Origin of the sequence: Maribacter sp. 2-571 (assembly GCF_050589625.1) — a bacterium.
GTDB lineage: Bacteria > Bacteroidota > Bacteroidia > Flavobacteriales > Flavobacteriaceae > Pelagihabitans.
Genome location: NZ_JBNGOP010000015.1, coordinates 56,783 through 74,533, shown reverse-complemented (window position 1 = coordinate 74,533; position 17,751 = coordinate 56,783). Strand labels below are relative to the sequence as shown.

Here is a 17,751-nt window from a genome sequence, read left to right as displayed (position 1 = left end):
GCGCGATATTTTAAAAAGGAATGCCTACTTTTATTTGTAATGCGAAAAAAGGGTGTACGACTATGTACATACCAGAACGCAATTTCCAATTTAAAATGGTATTAGCTCGGCATGCCAAATAAAAACATTGTATTACTTGTTTTTGCCCTTTCCGAAGCGGCGGAAGTCGAGCACAAACCTTTTTTGGCCAAGGCGTCCTTGGCCGCTGCATTACAAAAACACACTCGTACCATTGCCGAAAAAAGTGGTTTGCCCGTCCTTTATTTTGACGAGTCCAACCAGCATGGCCCCAATTTTGGTGCCCGGTTCGCCAATGCCATGCAACATTCCTACAAACAAGGATATGATGCTGTAATCGCAATAGGTTCCGACTGCCCACACCTTCAGCTCCATCACCTACTTCGGGCCAAAAAAGCGTTACAAGAAGGAAAGACCGTTCTAGGACCCACCCATGACGGGGGTTTTTACCTGTTGGGGCTTTCCAAAACTGAATACCGGCACCACACCTTTTTAAAACTTTCTTGGAATACGGATCGGATCTATGATGAGGTTCGGGCGATGTTACACCACCACCAAAAAGAACAACTCACCCTAGAAAAACTTAGGGACCTCGATTTTTTTGCCGGGCTACAAAAAATAGCCTTGTCCCGCATTAAAACCCGTTCGCTTCGAAAAGCAGTGGCAAAAGCATTGCAAAACGACAAAACCATTTTTGGATTGGGACCCTTAAAAACGTCCGAAATTTATAACGCTGCCGCCCTTAATAAAGGATCCCCCTTGTCATTACCGCACTTCTGATTCTTACGAACACCCTTAAAAAGGGTACTTCGATCGTTTTTCGAACACATCCAAGGTATAAGCACACGAACACCCTGACCGCACAACGGGTATACCCGCTGCGGTAAACCGATTTGAAATGAAAAAAGTTGTCCTAGCGCTATTCGCGATATTTAATGGTATCACCCTTTTGTCACAGGAGACTACGGGCCGTCTCCAAGGTACCTTAAAAGACACCAAGGGCGAGCCCATACCCTATGTAAACATTGTACTGGTCGATAAGGAAACCAATTTTCGATACGGGGCCGTCTCCCAAGAAAATGGTTTTTACCGATTGAACAATATCCCACCGGGCAATACCTATCGGATAACAGTCTCTTTCATAGGGTACAGCACCGTTGAAGAAAACGGGCTGGTAATCAATTTGGGCGGTACCACGGTAAAAAACATAATGCTCCAAGAAGCGACCACTACACTGGAAGAAGTAGTGCTCACCGCCGAAGCGACACCTAAGAAGAACGGAAACGAGACCCTATTGGGCCGTAGGGCGATAAAGGCGACACCTACCATCAATCGTAGTATTCAGGACCTGACCAAAAACCTGCCAGAGAACAATCTGAACTCCTTTGGCGGAGCCAGCAATCGGTTTAACAACTTAAATATCGATGGCATTGCAAACAACGACATCATCGGTTTTCAGGAGCCTGCGAGCGGTGCTTCCGGTTCGTCGGCAAACGGCACTCCGGGCGGACTTTCCCGAAGCCAACCCATTGGCCTTGGGGCCGTAAAACAACTAAGTGTAAAACTTTCCCCGTTTGATGTCGGTATCGGTAATTTTAATGGTGCCAGTATCAATTTGGTTACCAAAAGCGGAACCAACACCACCAAGGGGGAAGCATATGCCTATGGAAACGATCAAAACCTGATCGGAAGGTTCGCCAATGGCGCCGAACAAGAGGTACAGTCGTTCTACGACCTTCAATTTGGTGCCGGTGTGGGCGGTGCCTTGGTAAAGGACAAGTTGTTCTATTTTGTGAATTTTGAACAGGCCCTATCCAAAACCCCGGTTTTGAACGCTCCCGGAAGCAATTCCTCCGATATTTCGTTGGACGATGTCAACGCGATCCGTAACCGATTGATCGCTACTTATGATTATGATCCCGGTGCATTCGAACGTGCCGATCTGCAAACCGCAAGTTCCAAACTTTTTGCCCGATTGGACTATAACTTGTCGGAGGTACACAAACTGACCCTTAGGAACAATTATGTGAACAGTTATGCCGATAATTTGGAGTGGAACAGTACTTTTTTCAATTTTGGCAATCAAGGGTACCGCCATAATAGCATCGCCAACAGTCTGGCCTTGGAGTTGAAATCCAATTTTAAGAACGGCAGTACCAATAAACTTTCCTTGGGTTTCAATAGTGTACGGGAGGACCGTGGTTTTGATGGGCGGGTGTTTCCGCACCTTCAGATAGCGACCTCTTCGGCGGGCCGTATTTTTGGGGGAACCTATCGAGAGGCCTCGGTGTACAATACTGATTTTACCACGCTACAGTTGTCGGATACTTATACGTTCGATTATGGGAAACATCATTTTACGACCGGTATATTTTCACAGTTGCACAAGGTGGATTATGGTTTTCTTTCCGCTTGGAACGGGCGTTGGGAGTACCGTTCCGTGGCAGACTTTTTAGAGGACCGCCCGGCCCGGATCCGAGGGGTCTATAATGTGAACAATAACGATTTTGGTTTCGTCAGCGACCGCCCCTCGGCAACGATCGGCGTACTGGAGGCCGCCGCTTTTTTTCAGGACAATTTTCGCATTGACGAACGCTTGGAAGTAACTGCCGGGATTCGCCTGGATGGCCAATATCTGACCAGCAGGCTCCCCTTAAGTACTGCCGTACAAAACACTCCCGAATTCGAGGCCTTTGATAACCGAATATCGCGAACGCCCCAATTTAACCCTCGTTTCGGGTTTACCTACAAATTGGATGCCGATGGGAAATATACCGTTCGCGGAGGTACCGGATTGTTTTCGGGACGCATTCCTTATTTGTGGTATGCCTATGCGGAATATATTTCGGGCACGGATTATTTCAATATTGATCTAAGGCCCGATGCCGCGGTACCCTTGACCGAAAATTTAGAGGACCTTAGAAGCGTGCAACCGAACCTGACCGAGATAAACCTGATCGACCCCGATTTTAGTTTACCGCGCGACTGGAAAACGAATATCGCGTTTACCGCTAGATTGCCCAAGCGATGGACGGCCAGTATTGAAGGCACCTATACCGATGTGGTAAACGGCATTTTTTTCCAATCGATCAACAGAAGGGAGAATTTGGGAAATTTTGAAGGTGCGGACGATCGGCCATACTTTTTGGAAACGGGAGACGCCATCAAGGTCAACCCCAATTTTACCAATGTGTTTTTATTGACCAATACCGATCAAGGCTTTCGCTACAACCTTACTTTTGGATTGAGTAAGCAATTGGGCAACTATAACGGATATTTGGGATATACTTACGGTAAAAGTAAAGACGTATCGAGTACCGTACGAAGTTCTCCGGCGGCAAATTTTGAATGGAACCAAGCCGTTGTCGGCAATGACCCAGGGGTATCGTTTTCAAATTTTGACCTGCGGCACAAATTCGTAAGTACCCATTCCTATACGTTTGATGTTGGCCAAAACGGTACCGGTTTCATTTCCTTTCTGTACAACGGCAGGGCGGGCAGCCCTTTCTCTTATGTCTACCGTGGCGACGTAAACCGCGATGGGTCTTCCCGGAACGATGTCGTTTATGTGCCCGCAAACGCTTCGGAAATCGATTTGGTCGATATTACCGATGCTTCGGGAACCGTTACGGTTGCCGCAGCGGAACAATGGGAACAACTGGACCGTTTTATAGAAAGCGATCCTTACCTACGGGAACGGCGGGGTAAAATAGCGGCCCGAAACGGCGCGCGGACACCCTGGAACCACGAGCTGGACATGAAACTGGAATACGGGCTAAAATTCAAGAACGGAAACAGGATAAGTGTCGCTATGGACATGCTCAATGTGTTTAATTTCATCAATAAAAACTGGGGGCGTTTGGTGTTCGTTCCCAATGTGGTCAACTCTAGCTTTAGCCTCCTCAATTTTAGGGGTATCGAAAACCGGCGACCCCAATTTCAGTTCGATATTCCGGAGAATAGCGAGCCCTATATTACCGATGCGTTCAATTCCCGTTGGCGGGCGCAGCTCGGGCTAACGTATCGTTTTTGATACCGTCAAACGATGTTGACGATACAAAGCGGTTCGAAAGAAGGAGAGAAAGACCGTTGCTGAAAAGAAGCAAAGATGAAGGACCGCTACGCTAAAGGACTTACACCATTTTAACTTTGAAATAGCACTTATAAATCATTTCTTTTTCAGCTAAAGCAGTTTTTTGTTCGTGTTCCTTTAGCGTAGCGGTGCTTCGTCCTTTTATCTTCATCTTTTAACCTTTATTCCTTTAATGCAGCGGTCCCCCTGCTACCAAGTTTGGTGTACAGGACGATCAGTACCAAACTGCCCCCGAACAACGGCAACACTACGCCCAATAGTATCAATATAAATACGATGCCATACCCCACGGTAAAGCTTTTTGGCACCTTCGGTATACCCCAACTTCCTTTGTTTTTACGAAACAGGTACGAGAAAATCGCAGAAATACTTACAGCAATCAACAATAGGGCGATACCCAGCATCAAATACCAGTTCCACGGGCCAAACTGCCCTTGGTGGAAGGCCATCACCCACATTCTACCGCGCATTAAAACGCCCACATCCGCCCATTGTTGGTGTAGCAATTGTGCGCCGCTATAGCGATCAAAATGGAATTTTTGCTGCTTGTCCAGCTCGGGATAATAGGTGTTTCCCACACTGTAAACCCCGTTTTTCCCCTTTGGAAAACTGATCGTTATTTCCCCGGGAAGGTTTAAATCGTTTGCCTTCGCCACTATGTCATCCAGGGTTACCGACGTATCGGAGGGTTCGGAAGCAATTCCGATACCGTTCCAACTTTTTGGGAAACCGGTTCCGGTCCATTTTTGAAGGTTTTTAAAGTTGCCGCCCACCACATCTGTCCAAGGGAACGCCCCGGCGAGCACTAAAAGGAGCAGCCCGGAGACCCAAAATCCGCCAATGGCATGTATATCCCTAAAAAACAATCGTTTTCCGTTCGCAATCCGCGGAATAAAAAAGCCCTGGATGCCACGTTGCCTAGCGGGCCAAAAAATGAAAAGCCCGGTCAAGATCAAAACAAGCATCCAACAGGCAACAAGTTCCACAATTTTGGTTCCGAAACCTCCCAAAAGCAGTTCGCCGTGAAGCTTGCGCACCTTGTACATGAGTCCCTCATCGGCACGGATCGTTCCCGAGGTTTTGGCAGTGTAGGGGTCCACGAAAAAACTTGTTTTATGACCGAACCTGCCCGAAAAAAATTCCGTTGCGCGGTCAGGACCTTCCGGTACCACCATAGCACTGGGTTTTTTTGTCATGGAACTCTTGGCGATTTCCCATTGTTGTTGGTAGGGAATAGCGGTTCCCATCGGAACTACCTGTTTGGTCGATTGTTGGATCGGAGCTTCATAGTCGGCCTTAAAAAGGTAGATGCCCCCGGTAATGGATAATAGCAGCACAATGGGCAGGCTTACCATACCTGCGATAACATGCCATTTCCATAGCCATTGGTTCAATTTATATTTCATTTTTTAGAGATTTAAAACCCCGATAAACGTTGTGCTTGTCGGGGATAATGCGTTTTTAAAAAGTATAGCGCACTCCACCGTGGAAAGCCAATGGATTGCCAATGGTATAACTGTTTTCGTTTCTAAAATTGCTGAACGAGGCTCTAGCCGCATACAGTTCGTCAAAAACGTTAAGGGCGTGTGCCCATATCTCGAACTTCTTTAAAGTGTAGGCCGCCCTAAAATTGAATACGTTATGACCATCATAGGTGGCGGTCCCGAACGTACCGTTGTCATTGGCTACCTGCCCTTCAAAACTGGTGTTATACGCTCCCACCAACTCATATTCCGCGGTAATGCTAAGCGCCTTGGTCGGTCGATAGGTAATACTACTGTTGCCCAATAGGTTGGGTGCCGTTTCACGGTCGGTGTCTGAATAATCGATTCCGTTTTCAAAAAACTCGATGTAGCGGTGTACGGCATAACTCCCATTATGTGCAATGGTCAGTTTTGGCGAGGGGGTATATGAAATTCCATATTCAGCGCCGTACGACCGGGTTTTACCGGCATTGGAGTTAAAAAAGACATCATCGGTATCGCGAAGGGTCACCAAGGTATTGTTTCCGTTCAAGAGGTACAGGGCACCATCGATTTTTAAGCGATCGGCGATATTAAAATACCCTCCCACCTCAAAATTATGGTAAACACTGGGCCTGATATCCCGTAGTTCGTTTCTGTTCCGATATAAAGTGGAAGCCTGTGGCGGGGTAAACCCTTGTGCGTAATTGGCGTAGATGCCGGATGTTGTCCCAAAATTATAATTCAGTCCCAATTTAGGTGTAAGGTTATCGTAACTATCATCGGAAACCGTCAGTGCCGCTCCAACAATGCGATTGCGGTAGTCGTATTGAAAGCGATCATACCGTAGGGCGGCGGTAACCTTTAAGCCTTCCAATGGGGTTGTTTCGTACTGCACAAAGGCAGCGTAGTTGAGTATATCGGCTTCATAATCGAGTATGAAATCGCCATCTCTTAGGGTAAAGTCGGTATTGCTACCGGTTTCGGGATCCACGATTACGTCCGTACGTTCCCCAACATAATCTTGGGGCGACAGGTCGGCCGTACCTCCAAATAGCAATTGGGAACCGCTACTTTCAAAACTGATTTTATGCTGTACCAACCCCATATAACTATTGAACTGGTTGGAGTTGACTTCTCCCGACCCAAAACCCGTCAACTGCCCTTGTTCTCGAAACTGACGAATGCGGTACGATGGGTTTTGATCCATTCTGTTATCGCGGAACATCAGGTTAAAAGTGGTTTTGTTACGGTCGTTCCATCGTGTTTCTACGGTAGTTCGGATGCGTAGGGCCAGCGCATCGCGCTCGGTAAAGGTCTGGTCGCTCTCAAAATTGCCCCCGAAATAATCCGCTTCGCTCAAGGATCCCGTCATGTCCGAACGGTAATCGGTAAGGGCGATTACGTTGGTCCAGTTGGTGCGTTCCGATAGCTGATAGACCGTTTTAAAGGTGAGGGCAAATTTTTCGTAATCACTGTGTTCGATAAGGCCGTCTTCCCGTTGTACAAAATGGGAACCGATATAAAAACCGAACCGTTCGCTTGGGGAGTCGGAAACCTCAAAATCATATCTTGAAAGACCCAAATCGTTCATTTGCACCCCAATACTTCCCGAAAGATCTTTGGTGGGCGCTTTGGTGATAAAATTAAAACTACCGCCGATCGCCTCACTCCCATAAATACTGGAAGCCGGACCTTTGAGTACCTCAATGCGACGATACGCGATATCGTTCATTTCCAAAAGGGCATTGTGATTAAAGACCGAGGTAGGGCGTATCTGCAGCCCGTCTTCCATATAAAGGAACAACGAGCGGGTAGAAATTGGGGAACGTACCGCCATAAAATGTTGTTCATTGCTCGCCGCACGGGAAGTCGACATAAATACACCGGGTACCTGATTGGTGAGCTGGTCCAGTCCAAAAGCCTTGGTCTCTGCAATTTCCCGAGTACCGATAACATCGATAGCTGCGGGTACTTCCGACCGTTTCTGTTGCTCCCGGTTACCGGTGATCACCACCTCGTCAAGCGTGGTGGTGTTTTCCGTTAATACAATGGTGTTGAAGGTATCGGTAAGCGTTTGTCGTTCGTTTACAAAACCGACATAGGTGATTTGTACCGTAGCATTTTCGAGTACTATTTCAAAAAACCCTTCGCTATCGGTCATGGTCCCCTTTGTTGGGTCGGTTACCGATACGATATCGGCCCCGATCAAGGGTACGTTGTTTTTATCGGTCACTTTTCCTTTGTAAAGCACCTGAGATTGAGCGCAAAGCGCTATTGACCCTAAGAAAAGGGTCAGCATTATTTTTTTCATTTATGGTTTCTTTATGGCCGTTTTTGGAAGTATGGAACACCGGTACTGTATCGGTGCCACCTTCGAACGGACGCTACTTTGACTTGAATGATCGCTATATGATATAGCCGGATGAGCGCTCCGGTAAAAACCGTTGTCGCCCCATCCCATATGAAAGAATGTTAGGAAGAAACCGTGGGCGGATGGAAATCCGAAGGGCAAAATCGGTAGGTGTATAACTTTTTACGAAAGGTGAAGTCCTTCCTTGGCGCTAGGGTGTTTGCAGTTGTCAATACTTTTTGAACAAGGACAAAACCAATGGGGTATTCGCTTAAATCGGATAGGGGAAGCTCCATTTTCTTTTGATCTTCTTGTTCCTGTAGCATTTGCATTAGGTAGCACTTTCCCTCACATGCGAGCTCCGGCCTGTCCTTATTGATACAAAGAAATTCCGCGATATACTCTTGGTCGATTACATATTCGATTACCGGTGCAATGGGGCGTACCATGGCCGTTAGATACAAAGCGATAAATAGATATGCAGAAATACCTTTCATACGATCAAATAAACCGGACATCGGGAACGAATAACAATCAGGGACCTCTGTTTCCTACAAAAATATTGCTTTGGCGATTCCCAAAAAATGTTTGTACGTTAAAATTCTGATGGGCGATCGAACGGAAACGATAGCTGTTTTTTTGGAAGTTATGATTGGTTTGAAAAGCATAACGTTTTCTGCCATACCCAGGTGTCGGGTATGGCAAAGAACGTAATCCGATAAGGGGCTACCGGCGTTGTTGCAATTCCGTGAAAACCCCGAGTAATGTCCAGAAGACCAGAGGGTCAAAAATCGGTATCCGCATCCAAGTAGGTAACATCAAAGGCGCCTTCGGTTATGGAATAGGTCGGTGCCGGATCGCCGTCCAGCACAACAAAAGGAGCGGTTTCGAAACTAAAACTGCCTTTGATATGGTTGGTGTCCCTATCATGGGCCGCTATGGTAATAAAACCCCACACGGCCAGTCCACCATTGTCCGAACTATTGTCTACTTGGTAGGATGCCGTATATCCGATCATGGTGCCCGAAAGCTTGTCGAGCGATAGGGTGCCGACGGGGGCATCTTCCGGAACCAACAAAGAAATTTGTTTGCCATTCGCATCGTTTCCGGATATCGAAATGGTGGCTACCGCGATGTTGGTGAGAACTCCGGTACTGAATTCGGGTTCGAACAAAATACCGTCTATTTTTGCTTGTAAACTGCTATCTCCGGCAGTTTTGGCGTCCTTTTCATTACAGGACGCCAAACCGATCAGAGCTATGAACAACACTAGAAAGTAACGATGCATGATCAGTTGTCTTTAACGTTAAAAAAATCCGCTACCTGTTGGTAATCCTCTATCGAAACTCCGGCAGCTGCAAGTTGCGCCTGGACGGTAATTTCCATATTGTTCCCATTTTTGGCCGTTTGGGACGGCGGCGGTATCAACACATACCTATAGTGCGTAAAAAAATCATAGGTTTCGCCCGTTTGGTCAAGCGATTCCCCGGAGTAAAAGATAGCGGCATCCGTAGCGCTATCATATAGGAAAACCGCAAAGGTGTACCGTTGATTTTCAATGGAATAGGGAATTGGCCGTGCCAAAGTAAGATTCCCGTTCTGGTCCAAGCGTCCGCCATATACTAAAACAAGCCCCTCACGCGCGGCCGATATGAGCAAGGGCATTTCGTTCGGAGGTATGCGCAGTACGTCTTCCACATAAAACCCCACGCGGTTATCGATTGTGCTAGGTATCCAATCGGAAAACACGCTGCCGGTAAATGCGTCTTGGCCATTTTGACCGTCCGCACCATCCGCACCATCTTGGCCATCGGCACCATCTTGACCGTCCTGACCGTCCGTTCCATCTTCACCGTTCTCACCATCCCGTCCGTCCTGTCCATCTTGTCCATCCTGCCCGGGAATCCCCTGTTCCCCTTGCGGGCCTTGTGGGCCGATGGCCCCATCTTCGTTATCTTCCGAACTACAGGAAAACAAGAGCGCGAAACAAGTTAATAGTAGAATACTAAGGTTTACGAATATTTTTTTCATCATTATTGTTTTTTAAATACGACTCTTCTGTTTTTCGCATGATCGTTAGGGCCAGTTCCCGTGGCCAATAATTCGTTCTCCCCTTTTCCTGTCGCGCGGAGCCGTGAAGCATCTACATTGAAGCTTTTGACCAGTGCCTCCTTTACGGCCTCGGCCCTTTTTTCGGAAAGTTTTAAATTGTTTTCCGCAGATCCGTCGGCATCGGTATGACCGATAATCTCAAGAGAAAGATTTTTGTGCTCTTGAAGTGTGCCGGCCACTTTTTTAAGCACGGCATAGGAGGAAGGTTTAACGGTAGCGGCCCCTTTTTCAAAAGTAATGCCATAGGTGGTCAGTTCCCCTTCGGTAAGCAGTCGGTTTCTGGTATCGGGAGTTCCAATGGCATAGCGGATGTTGCCTAAAAAAAAGTAACTGTCCTCTGGGCTTATTCTCGAATAAAAACGCATGGTCTTTATGGCATCGCTCTGTTGAAAAGCCCGTGGGGCATCAAAAATCTTTTCCTCATCCAGATATATGCGCAGGCGCTTTCCCTGTTTCCATACCGAAAAATGCATCACCTTTCCACGCCCGTTGTTATCTTCTTCAAGATAATCGGTACCCTTGGAATCCTTTATGTTCAAGCGCTTGTCCTTACCGTAGGTGTTGATGTATAGGCCACCACCGCCACCGATTCCGCCACTGAGCAAAAAGTTGGACCCTTCGGTTCCAGTGGTCACCTTGTTGAGGTCGTAGTTCGGATTATCCAGGTTGGAAAAAACGAGATTGAACTTTCTATTGTTCGACCATTCATCGACATCAAAATCAAAGATGAGATCGTACTCCAAGGTAAAGTTTTCCGGGAGGTCGTTGATAAACTCGGGAATCAACGCACTACTGCCCTTTCCGGTACGTAACCATTTGCCCTCGGCATTGGATAAGGTGACAATTTCGGCAGCACCGGTCACGTTCCACCGGATGGGAATATCGCCGATGGGATCGGCCGAGAAATTTTCATAACCTACTATGGTTTTTCCGGTTTCAAAATCAAATTTGGAATAGACTTCGAACGGGGTTTCACTTGTCGAGGCTGTTCCGGTATTTTCCGATTTTTCTCCCGCAGGGCCGTGGTTGGAGCCGGTTTCCGAGGTGTCCGTTTCTTTTTTTGAACGATTTTCCTTGTCCCCATCTCCGTCAATGGTCTTGTCAATGGCCTTTCCGGTTTCTTTTCGGGTTTTTTTATCGGCTTTGTTCAGTACGGTTTCCTCTGCCGCCTTTTCCACTTTTTTCTTTAGTTTTTTTAAAAACTGTGCTTCTGTAGCATTGTAGCTCAAAAGCATTGCGAATACGATAACTATTTTTGAGAATTTCATCTTTTTGGTTTTTTGTTAGCGTGTTTGGTGTAGACCCCTTCTTTTGCGGAAGGGGTCTCGAATCAGGAAGCCGACCAGCATAGTAGATCGAAAATGCTACCAATGGATCCCCAGACACCAATACAACTACCTATTTGGTATTAAACCCGCTTTATGCATTAGAAAATCTATTACAGCTTCCAGCTACTTCATAATATGTTATATTTTATCGCATCTAAAAGCTTCATTACGAAGTTCTAATGCATAATCCGGGTTAAAGGTCATTTAGCAACACCGAAAAATCGCGTTTCAATAGCACCAGATCGGTAATATGGACCAGACTGGTGTTCCCTCCCAGATCGGTAACGCCCTCGGCACAGGCCGGTATGTTTTTCCCTACCGTAATATCGGCCTGTTTGATGCGGGCCTCCCTGCCGATATCGTCCCTTATGGTGATTACGGGCTCGGTGGCATCACCAATGGTAACCACCTCATTCCGATAATCGGGAAATTTGGGCACCTGCGGGTTGATCAAACGCGACAGATATACTTGGGATCTTCCGGACGCGATCAAAGTTTCCGAACAGAGGTAGCTCGATGAGTGTTGATGCAACAAGATATCCGCTAAAATTTCGAGTTTCTCGGCCGTATCAAAATCGTCCAAACTATTATAGTTTTCGCCCAAGGTTTCAAAAAGCGCCTCAAAAGCCTCGTTATCGGGAGCAAAATAGGTGCTGATGTTCGCGGGCGGCTCGGTGAAATTGTTTCGAGGGTATACGAACGACAAGTTTGTTTTTTCTATGGCCGCTGCCAATATGGATAAGGAAGGGTAGGTATTGAAGACGGCTATCATGTTTCGGGTATCTCCCGAAGTGAGGTCCGCTTCAAAACCGTCGTAAAAGGCAATGGGCCGTAATACGATATTAATGGTATGGATGACATTGGTGCCCACCTCTTGATCCGGATTTAAAACAAAACCGGCCGATTTTCTGTCGCGCACTTGAACATCACTGGTCTGTGTACCTATGGTAATGTCTTCATTGATTTCCGTGTTCAGTGTTTCCCCATCCTGAAAACTGTTTGAAAGTCGCTTGCCTCCTGGTACGGTATGGTAGCGCATGGCATTGCGCAGCAGATCTTTTTCCGTTTCCGTGTCAAAGTCTTCCAAACTATTGTACGCATCGCCCAATTCCGCAAACAGCGATTCGAACGCATCGTTGTTCGGGGCAAAAATGGTGGCATTTTCCGTTTTTTTCGAACCAATACCTTTACCCGTACCATTATCAAGGGTGAAGAACTCCTCTTCAAGATCTAAGAACCGTATGGCCTCTAAAAAGCTTTTTAGATCGGGGTCGGCCTCCAAGGCTTCCTCTATTCCATTGGAAACGTCCGGTTGGGCGATAGCGTCCAAAACGGTTTGCGGTACCAATACCCTGTCTACATAATGGACAATACCGTTTTTGGCAACGATATCGGTCTGAACGATCTTGGTATTGTTCTCGGTAGCATCTGCCAAGAACAACCCACCTTCGGTACTTACACGAAGTTTTTCGCCCAAAACGGTGGTGAGCTCCCGTCCGTTGGAAAGGTCTGCCTCTTCCAACGCCGCGTCGGCAACCAAGTGGTACCTAATAATCTGGTCCCATAAGGGGGCATCTTCATCCGAGATGATCAGGTTTCCCTGCTCATCGATCTGTATCAATAAGGGAGTGTCGGAATCGTTGATCGGGGCAAATAGGGTAAAGGCCCCATCGGAATTTAAGGTAGTTCCCAAAGATCCGCCATTTTTTTCGTCCACTGCCTTAATGATGGCATTGATAACGGTCAGCGAACTACTTTCTTCCAATAGGTCGGAGATGGTCTTGGTCACCTCCGGTTCGGGCGGTGGTTGCGTTTCATCGTCATTTTTGTTACAGGCCATCAAAACACAAAGGAGTATCGTGGACAGTCCCCATTTTTTCAATCGGTTTTTCACTTGAGCATTCATAATATGTAGCATTTAATATATTACGCAAATAGATGGCCGAAGCGCCAAAGGGCTTTGGAACGTACTCGACCGAATGTAATTGATATAAAAGGGGAAGAAGTTTACAGCGTATACTGTAACAACGGCTACAAATGTAATGGTGGAATAGCTACTGCGATAGCACGGATGTAACGATCCGTATCAAAATGGTAACATGGCACATAAGTATTTGAAAGTGAACTACCTCGGGGCAAGTCTACGAGGCACTTACAGCAACTGTCCTTTGCCATTTTGACGCAAACATCGGGGTAAGGCATCCACTGATGCGAATCAAGTTTTCTCAAGATATTCCAAAGGGGTTTTACCGTATTTGTCCTTAAAGCATTTGATAAAATAGGAGGGGGAGGTGAACCCGGAACTATAGGCGACCTCACTAACGGTAAGTTTGTCGTCGGCCAATAATACCTGCGAAAGGGCCAAACGCTCATTTCTGATGAAATTGGAAGGAGTATCGCCGATGACCTCGTTTATTTTTCGGTTCAATTGCATGCGGCTCATTCCCATTTCTTCGCTCAATTGCTGTACTTTAAAACTGGGATCGGTCAGGCGTAGTTGTAGTATTTTTTGAAGTTTGGATAAAAACTCCTGCTCGGAGGTCACCAATTGTTCGGCGTTCAGTTGAAACAAGGTCTCTTTTTTATACTGTTGTATGAGCAATTTCCGCAATTGCATACGTTGCGTCATCACCAGTTGCAGTTTTTGAAGGTTGAACGGTTTGGTAATATAATCGTCGGCACCCGTACCCAAACCGATCAGTTCATCTTTTTCCGATGATTTTGCCGTCAACAAAATAATGGGGATGTGGGCCGTCCTGGAATCCGATTTCAATGTTTTACAGAGGACGATTCCATTGGTATGGGGCATCATTATATCCGAAACGATGATATCCGGCAATAGGGCAAGGGCCTTTTTTATGCCTTCGTTCCCATCCTTTGCCGTTCTGGTACGATACGTTTTCCCGAGCTTATCGCTCAAGAAGGACCTTAGCTCCGGGTTGTCCTCTACGATGAGTACCAGCGGTTTTTTTGATGTGCTTTTTGGTTCTGGTGCTTCCGTCACCACGGGAACGGTATTTTTCGTTGACGGTAAAATGGCTACGCTACTTTTTTTCGTTCCTACTTCCGATGCCCTGCGAATGTTTTTCAAGGGGAGGCCCACCGTAAAACGGCTTCCCGAATCGGGCGAGCTATTCAACAGTATGGTGCCTTTATGGAGGTTTAACTGCTCTTTTACCATGGCAAGCCCTATACCACTGCCCGGTCGTGTTTCATCCTTGACCGAAACCTGATAAAAGCGCTCAAAAATCTTTTCTTGCTCGGCCAACGGAATACCGATACCATTATCAGAGACCACCAGTATCAAATTCTCGTTCTCCAGACGCGTGGTTACGGTAATTTTTCCTCTCGTTGGGGTAAATTTTAACGCATTTGAGACCAAATTCGTGGTTACCCTTTCCAAAATTTCAGCGTCATATTCCGCTACAAGGTTGCAGGCTCCCAAATCCAGTTCAAAGCCGATGTCTTTGCTTTGCGCGTAGGAAAAATATTGTTTCAGTAGTTGTTCCAGTTGTAGTTTTGGGTTTTGTGCGGTCAAGTTCAAACGCATTGTACCCGATTCCAATTTGGAGAGTGATAGCAGGTCGTTGATCATGGTGGTCAACCGATCGGCATTGTTGCCGATCATCCGCATGTCGTTCTCACTGATCGTTTCCTTGAGCTGTAGTGCGCTGGTAATCGGTGCCTTTATCAAGGTGAGCGGGGTTCTGAATTCATGGGAGATGTTTTCAAAAAAGCGTGATTTTACCAAGTCGAGCTGTTTTAGGGCGGTTTTTTCCTGTTTTTCTTTTGCCAGCTCCAATTCGTTTTGCAACGCATTGTTTTGCTTTACCCGATTTTGATAGCTGATCACACCAAAGAAGATGACGGTTTCCACCAGTACCGCTTTGAGTAAGAAAAGCGCATCGACGCTGAAAATGGCGACAATACCCCCTAAAGTGATCAGTAAACTCCCGATCAGGGTAATCACCGCAACACGGTCCGGTTTTTTGGTCAACATTAAAATGAACAGTACAATGGAGGTAAGCGTGGTAAGCAGGAAGAAATAATCGATCATTTCAAAGCGGAAGGGAAAGGTCGGGAAAAAAATGATCGTTGCCGTGTAAAGCACCCCGTGTACGAGCATGGCATACATGATTACCTTGAACAATTTGCGAAGTGATTGAAACTTCTCCGGCACATTTAAAAAGTAATAGATAAAAATGTAATAGGTAAGTGTGGTCGCTATCCGTAATGATTGGTTGAGATAGTAATAACCATCGGGGTTTAGCCCGTTCCAAAAGTTGATAACGAACGGAAGCCTATTAAAGTAGTATATGACCAAGGTTAAAAGATATATACTGTACAAAAGAAAGGGCTTACTGCCGTTGGCAACATAGCCGGCCAAGAATAAAAGGAACGACATGGTAACCACGCCAAGATAAAAAAGGTATTCCCGATCCTCATTGGTGTTTTTTGAGATCCATTGCAGGTACGCGTCCGGATCATTACGGTACATGAAACGTATTTTTGCCCTAAAGCCATGGTTTTTGCTCCAAGTGGTGTAGGCAAATTTTGAAAGGTAAAACGGTTTGGAAAAATCTACCTGGTCCATGGGCACCTTTAATGTAAACTTTGCAAGTTTGTCCGGTATTGGAAAGGTGTAGTTGGATAGCAGTCCGATTTCGGTTTTTTGATATCCCTTTTTTTGAGGAATGTATACCTGCGCCTTGTCCGTGTTCATCATCGCGACCACTAGGGTATCGGCTTCGGAAGAGGCCTTTAGATAAAATTTTATCCAGTAGGTGGCCTGAAGGTTTTCGGTCAATGACCCAAAGGCTTGAAACGCTTTTGTTTCAATGTCCTTTAAACGAAGTTCGCCCGATACGTCTTCCAGTATCGACATTTGATCGTCCTCTAGCTGGTGCCAAACGTGGATGGGCAAGGTGGAGGAGCGTACGGTGGTGTTCGTGACGGTTTGTGCGAATAGGAAGTGGCCGAGCGGTAGAAGGATAAAAAGGAGGAGCGAACTTTTTGTGGACCTCCTATATGTTTTGCTCGCCATATTCCCTTTCCTTTTTTTCGATTTCAAACGTTTCCGGCTACAAAATAATATTTTGAACGCATTTAAGCATTTTCAATGGGCTAAAAATTCGGAGCCTATCGTCCTTTTTTAATTTTTACCCTTTGGCAGTCCCGAGCACTGCACCTACCGAACGGTTACTTTTGAGCGGGGAAACCCGAAAACCTTCGTACATGCCAAAAATGACCGATCTTTACGTTGATACGAAAGTTTAAAATTTGATTGAACTGTAACGAATCGTATTTTTTTTGGTCTATGTTGTAAGGTCTAACGGGTCAATGTAGTGGTAGCAGCTGACCGGCATTCCATTTTTTAATAGGTTACGCGCGCTTTCAATAACTAAAATGATATGATGAAAAAGTTGATTCCCTTAATGATATGCCTGTATGGCGGCTTGCTCTCAGCACAAGAAAACCATTTATACTTGGGCGAAACGGCGCCGGATACGGTTCCAAAAATTTTTGCGGAAGGAATTATCTCAAAAGCATCGCGATCGGAGTTCGGCTCCGTCTTTTCCGCGGACGGGACCACATTTTATTTTGCGGTAAACGATGGGGGAAAAGCGGAAATACGGTACTCGCAATGGCAAAAAGAATCTTGGACGACACCAAAGACCGTCATTGGCCATGCTGTTTATAGTTTTAATGACCCAATGCTCTCACCGGACGAAAATCGACTGTACTACATCTCCGATAAACCAAAGACCGGGGAAACACCGGGCGACTATGATATTTGGTATTCGGAAAAAACCGGAAGTGGTTGGTCGCACCCTATAAACGCCGGAACCAAAATCAACTCGGAAAAAGACGAGTATTATATTTCTTTCACCGCAAATGGAACCCTATATTTTTCTTCGAATAAAGATGCAGGGGAAGGGAATGACAACAATTTTGACATTTACGCATCCAAAAGCGTCAACGGCGAACATCAAGAACCTGTACGGCTAAGCAGTGTCATCAATACCAAGTATTATGAGGCGGATGTTTTTGTCGCCCCCGATGAAGCCTATCTAATATTTTGCTCCCGCAGGCCCCAAGGCCTTGGCAGAGGTGACCTGTATATCAGCACAAAGGAACCCAATGGGAAATGGGGCGCTGCCCAACATTTAAAAAAACCGATAAGTACCGACAGCCACGAACTCTGTCCTTGGGTAACCCCAGATGGGGCTTACTTCTTTTACACTGGAAATCAGGATATTTATTGGGTAAGTACACGAATATTTGAACAAGTCGGGCAAAAGAAATAACTGCACCATAAGGGAGGCGCTTTAAAATCTTGCCCAAAAAGGCTGAAAAACCCGTCAAATCCCTTTTTTAACGTAT

General features: G+C 46.2%; 11 protein-coding genes. 3 read left to right on the top strand and 8 right to left on the bottom strand.

The window, feature by feature from the left end; genetic code table 11:
- Positions 1-111: 111 nt before the first annotated feature.
- Both ACRD7P_RS12225 and ACRD7P_RS12220 read left to right on the top strand, forming a co-directional pair.
- The gene (locus ACRD7P_RS12225) at positions 112-798 is read left to right on the top strand and encodes a TIGR04282 family arsenosugar biosynthesis glycosyltransferase (RefSeq protein ID WP_430907905.1); all 687 of its coding nucleotides are present in this window, start codon (positions 112-114) and stop codon (positions 796-798) included.
- 118 nt (positions 799-916) lie between these two features.
- Positions 917-4,051: a carboxypeptidase regulatory-like domain-containing protein gene (locus ACRD7P_RS12220; protein ID WP_430907904.1), complete on the top strand. Its 3,135-nt coding sequence runs from the start codon at positions 917-919 to the stop codon at positions 4,049-4,051.
- A 221-nt stretch (positions 4,052-4,272) separates the two neighbouring features.
- Here the strand turns inward: ACRD7P_RS12220 and ACRD7P_RS12215 are convergent, their stop codons facing one another.
- The 8 genes from ACRD7P_RS12215 to ACRD7P_RS12180 form a co-directional block, all read right to left on the bottom strand.
- A complete protein-coding gene (locus tag ACRD7P_RS12215) occupies positions 4,273-5,517 on the bottom strand; it encodes a PepSY-associated TM helix domain-containing protein (RefSeq protein WP_430907903.1) in 1,245 nt (414 codons plus the stop codon).
- Between the two features lie 55 nt (positions 5,518-5,572).
- Positions 5,573-7,888, bottom strand: coding sequence for a TonB-dependent receptor (locus ACRD7P_RS12210; RefSeq protein ID WP_430907902.1), 2,316 nt, complete (start codon positions 7,886-7,888; stop codon positions 5,573-5,575).
- Positions 7,889-8,049: 161 nt separating this feature from the next.
- Entirely contained in the window at positions 8,050-8,424 is a 375-nt protein-coding gene (locus tag ACRD7P_RS12205) for a hypothetical protein (RefSeq protein ID WP_430907901.1), read from the bottom strand.
- Positions 8,425-8,711: 287 nt separating this feature from the next.
- Positions 8,712-9,215 carry a hypothetical protein gene (locus ACRD7P_RS12200; RefSeq protein WP_430907900.1) on the bottom strand — a complete coding sequence of 168 codons (504 nt, stop codon included), beginning with the start codon at positions 9,213-9,215 and terminating at the stop codon, positions 8,712-8,714.
- Between the two features lie 2 nt (positions 9,216-9,217).
- Positions 9,218-9,958 carry a hypothetical protein gene (locus ACRD7P_RS12195; RefSeq protein WP_430907899.1) on the bottom strand — a complete coding sequence of 247 codons (741 nt, stop codon included), beginning with the start codon at positions 9,956-9,958 and terminating at the stop codon, positions 9,218-9,220.
- A 2-nt stretch (positions 9,959-9,960) separates the two neighbouring features.
- Entirely contained in the window at positions 9,961-11,307 is a 1,347-nt protein-coding gene (locus ACRD7P_RS12190) for an OmpA family protein (protein ID WP_430907898.1), read from the bottom strand.
- Between the two features lie 253 nt (positions 11,308-11,560).
- The gene (locus ACRD7P_RS12185) at positions 11,561-13,273 is read right to left on the bottom strand and encodes a fasciclin domain-containing protein (protein ID WP_430907897.1); all 1,713 of its coding nucleotides are present in this window, start codon (positions 13,271-13,273) and stop codon (positions 11,561-11,563) included.
- A gap of 309 nt (positions 13,274-13,582) precedes the next feature.
- The gene (locus ACRD7P_RS12180) at positions 13,583-16,411 is read right to left on the bottom strand and encodes an ATP-binding protein (protein ID WP_430907896.1); all 2,829 of its coding nucleotides are present in this window, start codon (positions 16,409-16,411) and stop codon (positions 13,583-13,585) included.
- Positions 16,412-16,778: 367 nt separating this feature from the next.
- Here ACRD7P_RS12180 and ACRD7P_RS12175 point away from each other — a divergent pair, with 367 nt between their 5' ends.
- A complete protein-coding gene (locus ACRD7P_RS12175; RefSeq protein ID WP_430907895.1) occupies positions 16,779-17,675 on the top strand; it encodes a TolB family protein in 897 nt (298 codons plus the stop codon).
- Positions 17,676-17,751 lie beyond the last annotated feature (76 nt).

What these genes read in the sequence shown, in the direction of transcription:
- ACRD7P_RS12225 (WP_430907905.1), top strand. Translation starts at nt 112, where the DNA reads ATGCCAAATAAAAACATTGTATTACTTGTTTTTGCCCTTTCCGAAGCG.
- ACRD7P_RS12220 (WP_430907904.1), top strand. Translation starts at nt 917, where the DNA reads ATGAAAAAAGTTGTCCTAGCGCTATTCGCGATATTTAATGGTATCACC.
- ACRD7P_RS12215 (WP_430907903.1), bottom strand. Translation starts at nt 5,517, where the DNA reads ATGAAATATAAATTGAACCAATGGCTATGGAAATGGCATGTTATCGCA.
- ACRD7P_RS12210 (WP_430907902.1), bottom strand. Translation starts at nt 7,888, where the DNA reads ATGAAAAAAATAATGCTGACCCTTTTCTTAGGGTCAATAGCGCTTTGC.
- ACRD7P_RS12205 (WP_430907901.1), bottom strand. Translation starts at nt 8,424, where the DNA reads ATGAAAGGTATTTCTGCATATCTATTTATCGCTTTGTATCTAACGGCC.
- ACRD7P_RS12200 (WP_430907900.1), bottom strand. Translation starts at nt 9,215, where the DNA reads ATGCATCGTTACTTTCTAGTGTTGTTCATAGCTCTGATCGGTTTGGCG.
- ACRD7P_RS12195 (WP_430907899.1), bottom strand. Translation starts at nt 9,958, where the DNA reads ATGAAAAAAATATTCGTAAACCTTAGTATTCTACTATTAACTTGTTTC.
- ACRD7P_RS12190 (WP_430907898.1), bottom strand. Translation starts at nt 11,307, where the DNA reads ATGAAATTCTCAAAAATAGTTATCGTATTCGCAATGCTTTTGAGCTAC.
- ACRD7P_RS12185 (WP_430907897.1), bottom strand. Translation starts at nt 13,273, where the DNA reads ATGAATGCTCAAGTGAAAAACCGATTGAAAAAATGGGGACTGTCCACG.
- ACRD7P_RS12180 (WP_430907896.1), bottom strand. Translation starts at nt 16,411, where the DNA reads ATGGCGAGCAAAACATATAGGAGGTCCACAAAAAGTTCGCTCCTCCTT.
- ACRD7P_RS12175 (WP_430907895.1), top strand. Translation starts at nt 16,779, where the DNA reads ATGATGAAAAAGTTGATTCCCTTAATGATATGCCTGTATGGCGGCTTG.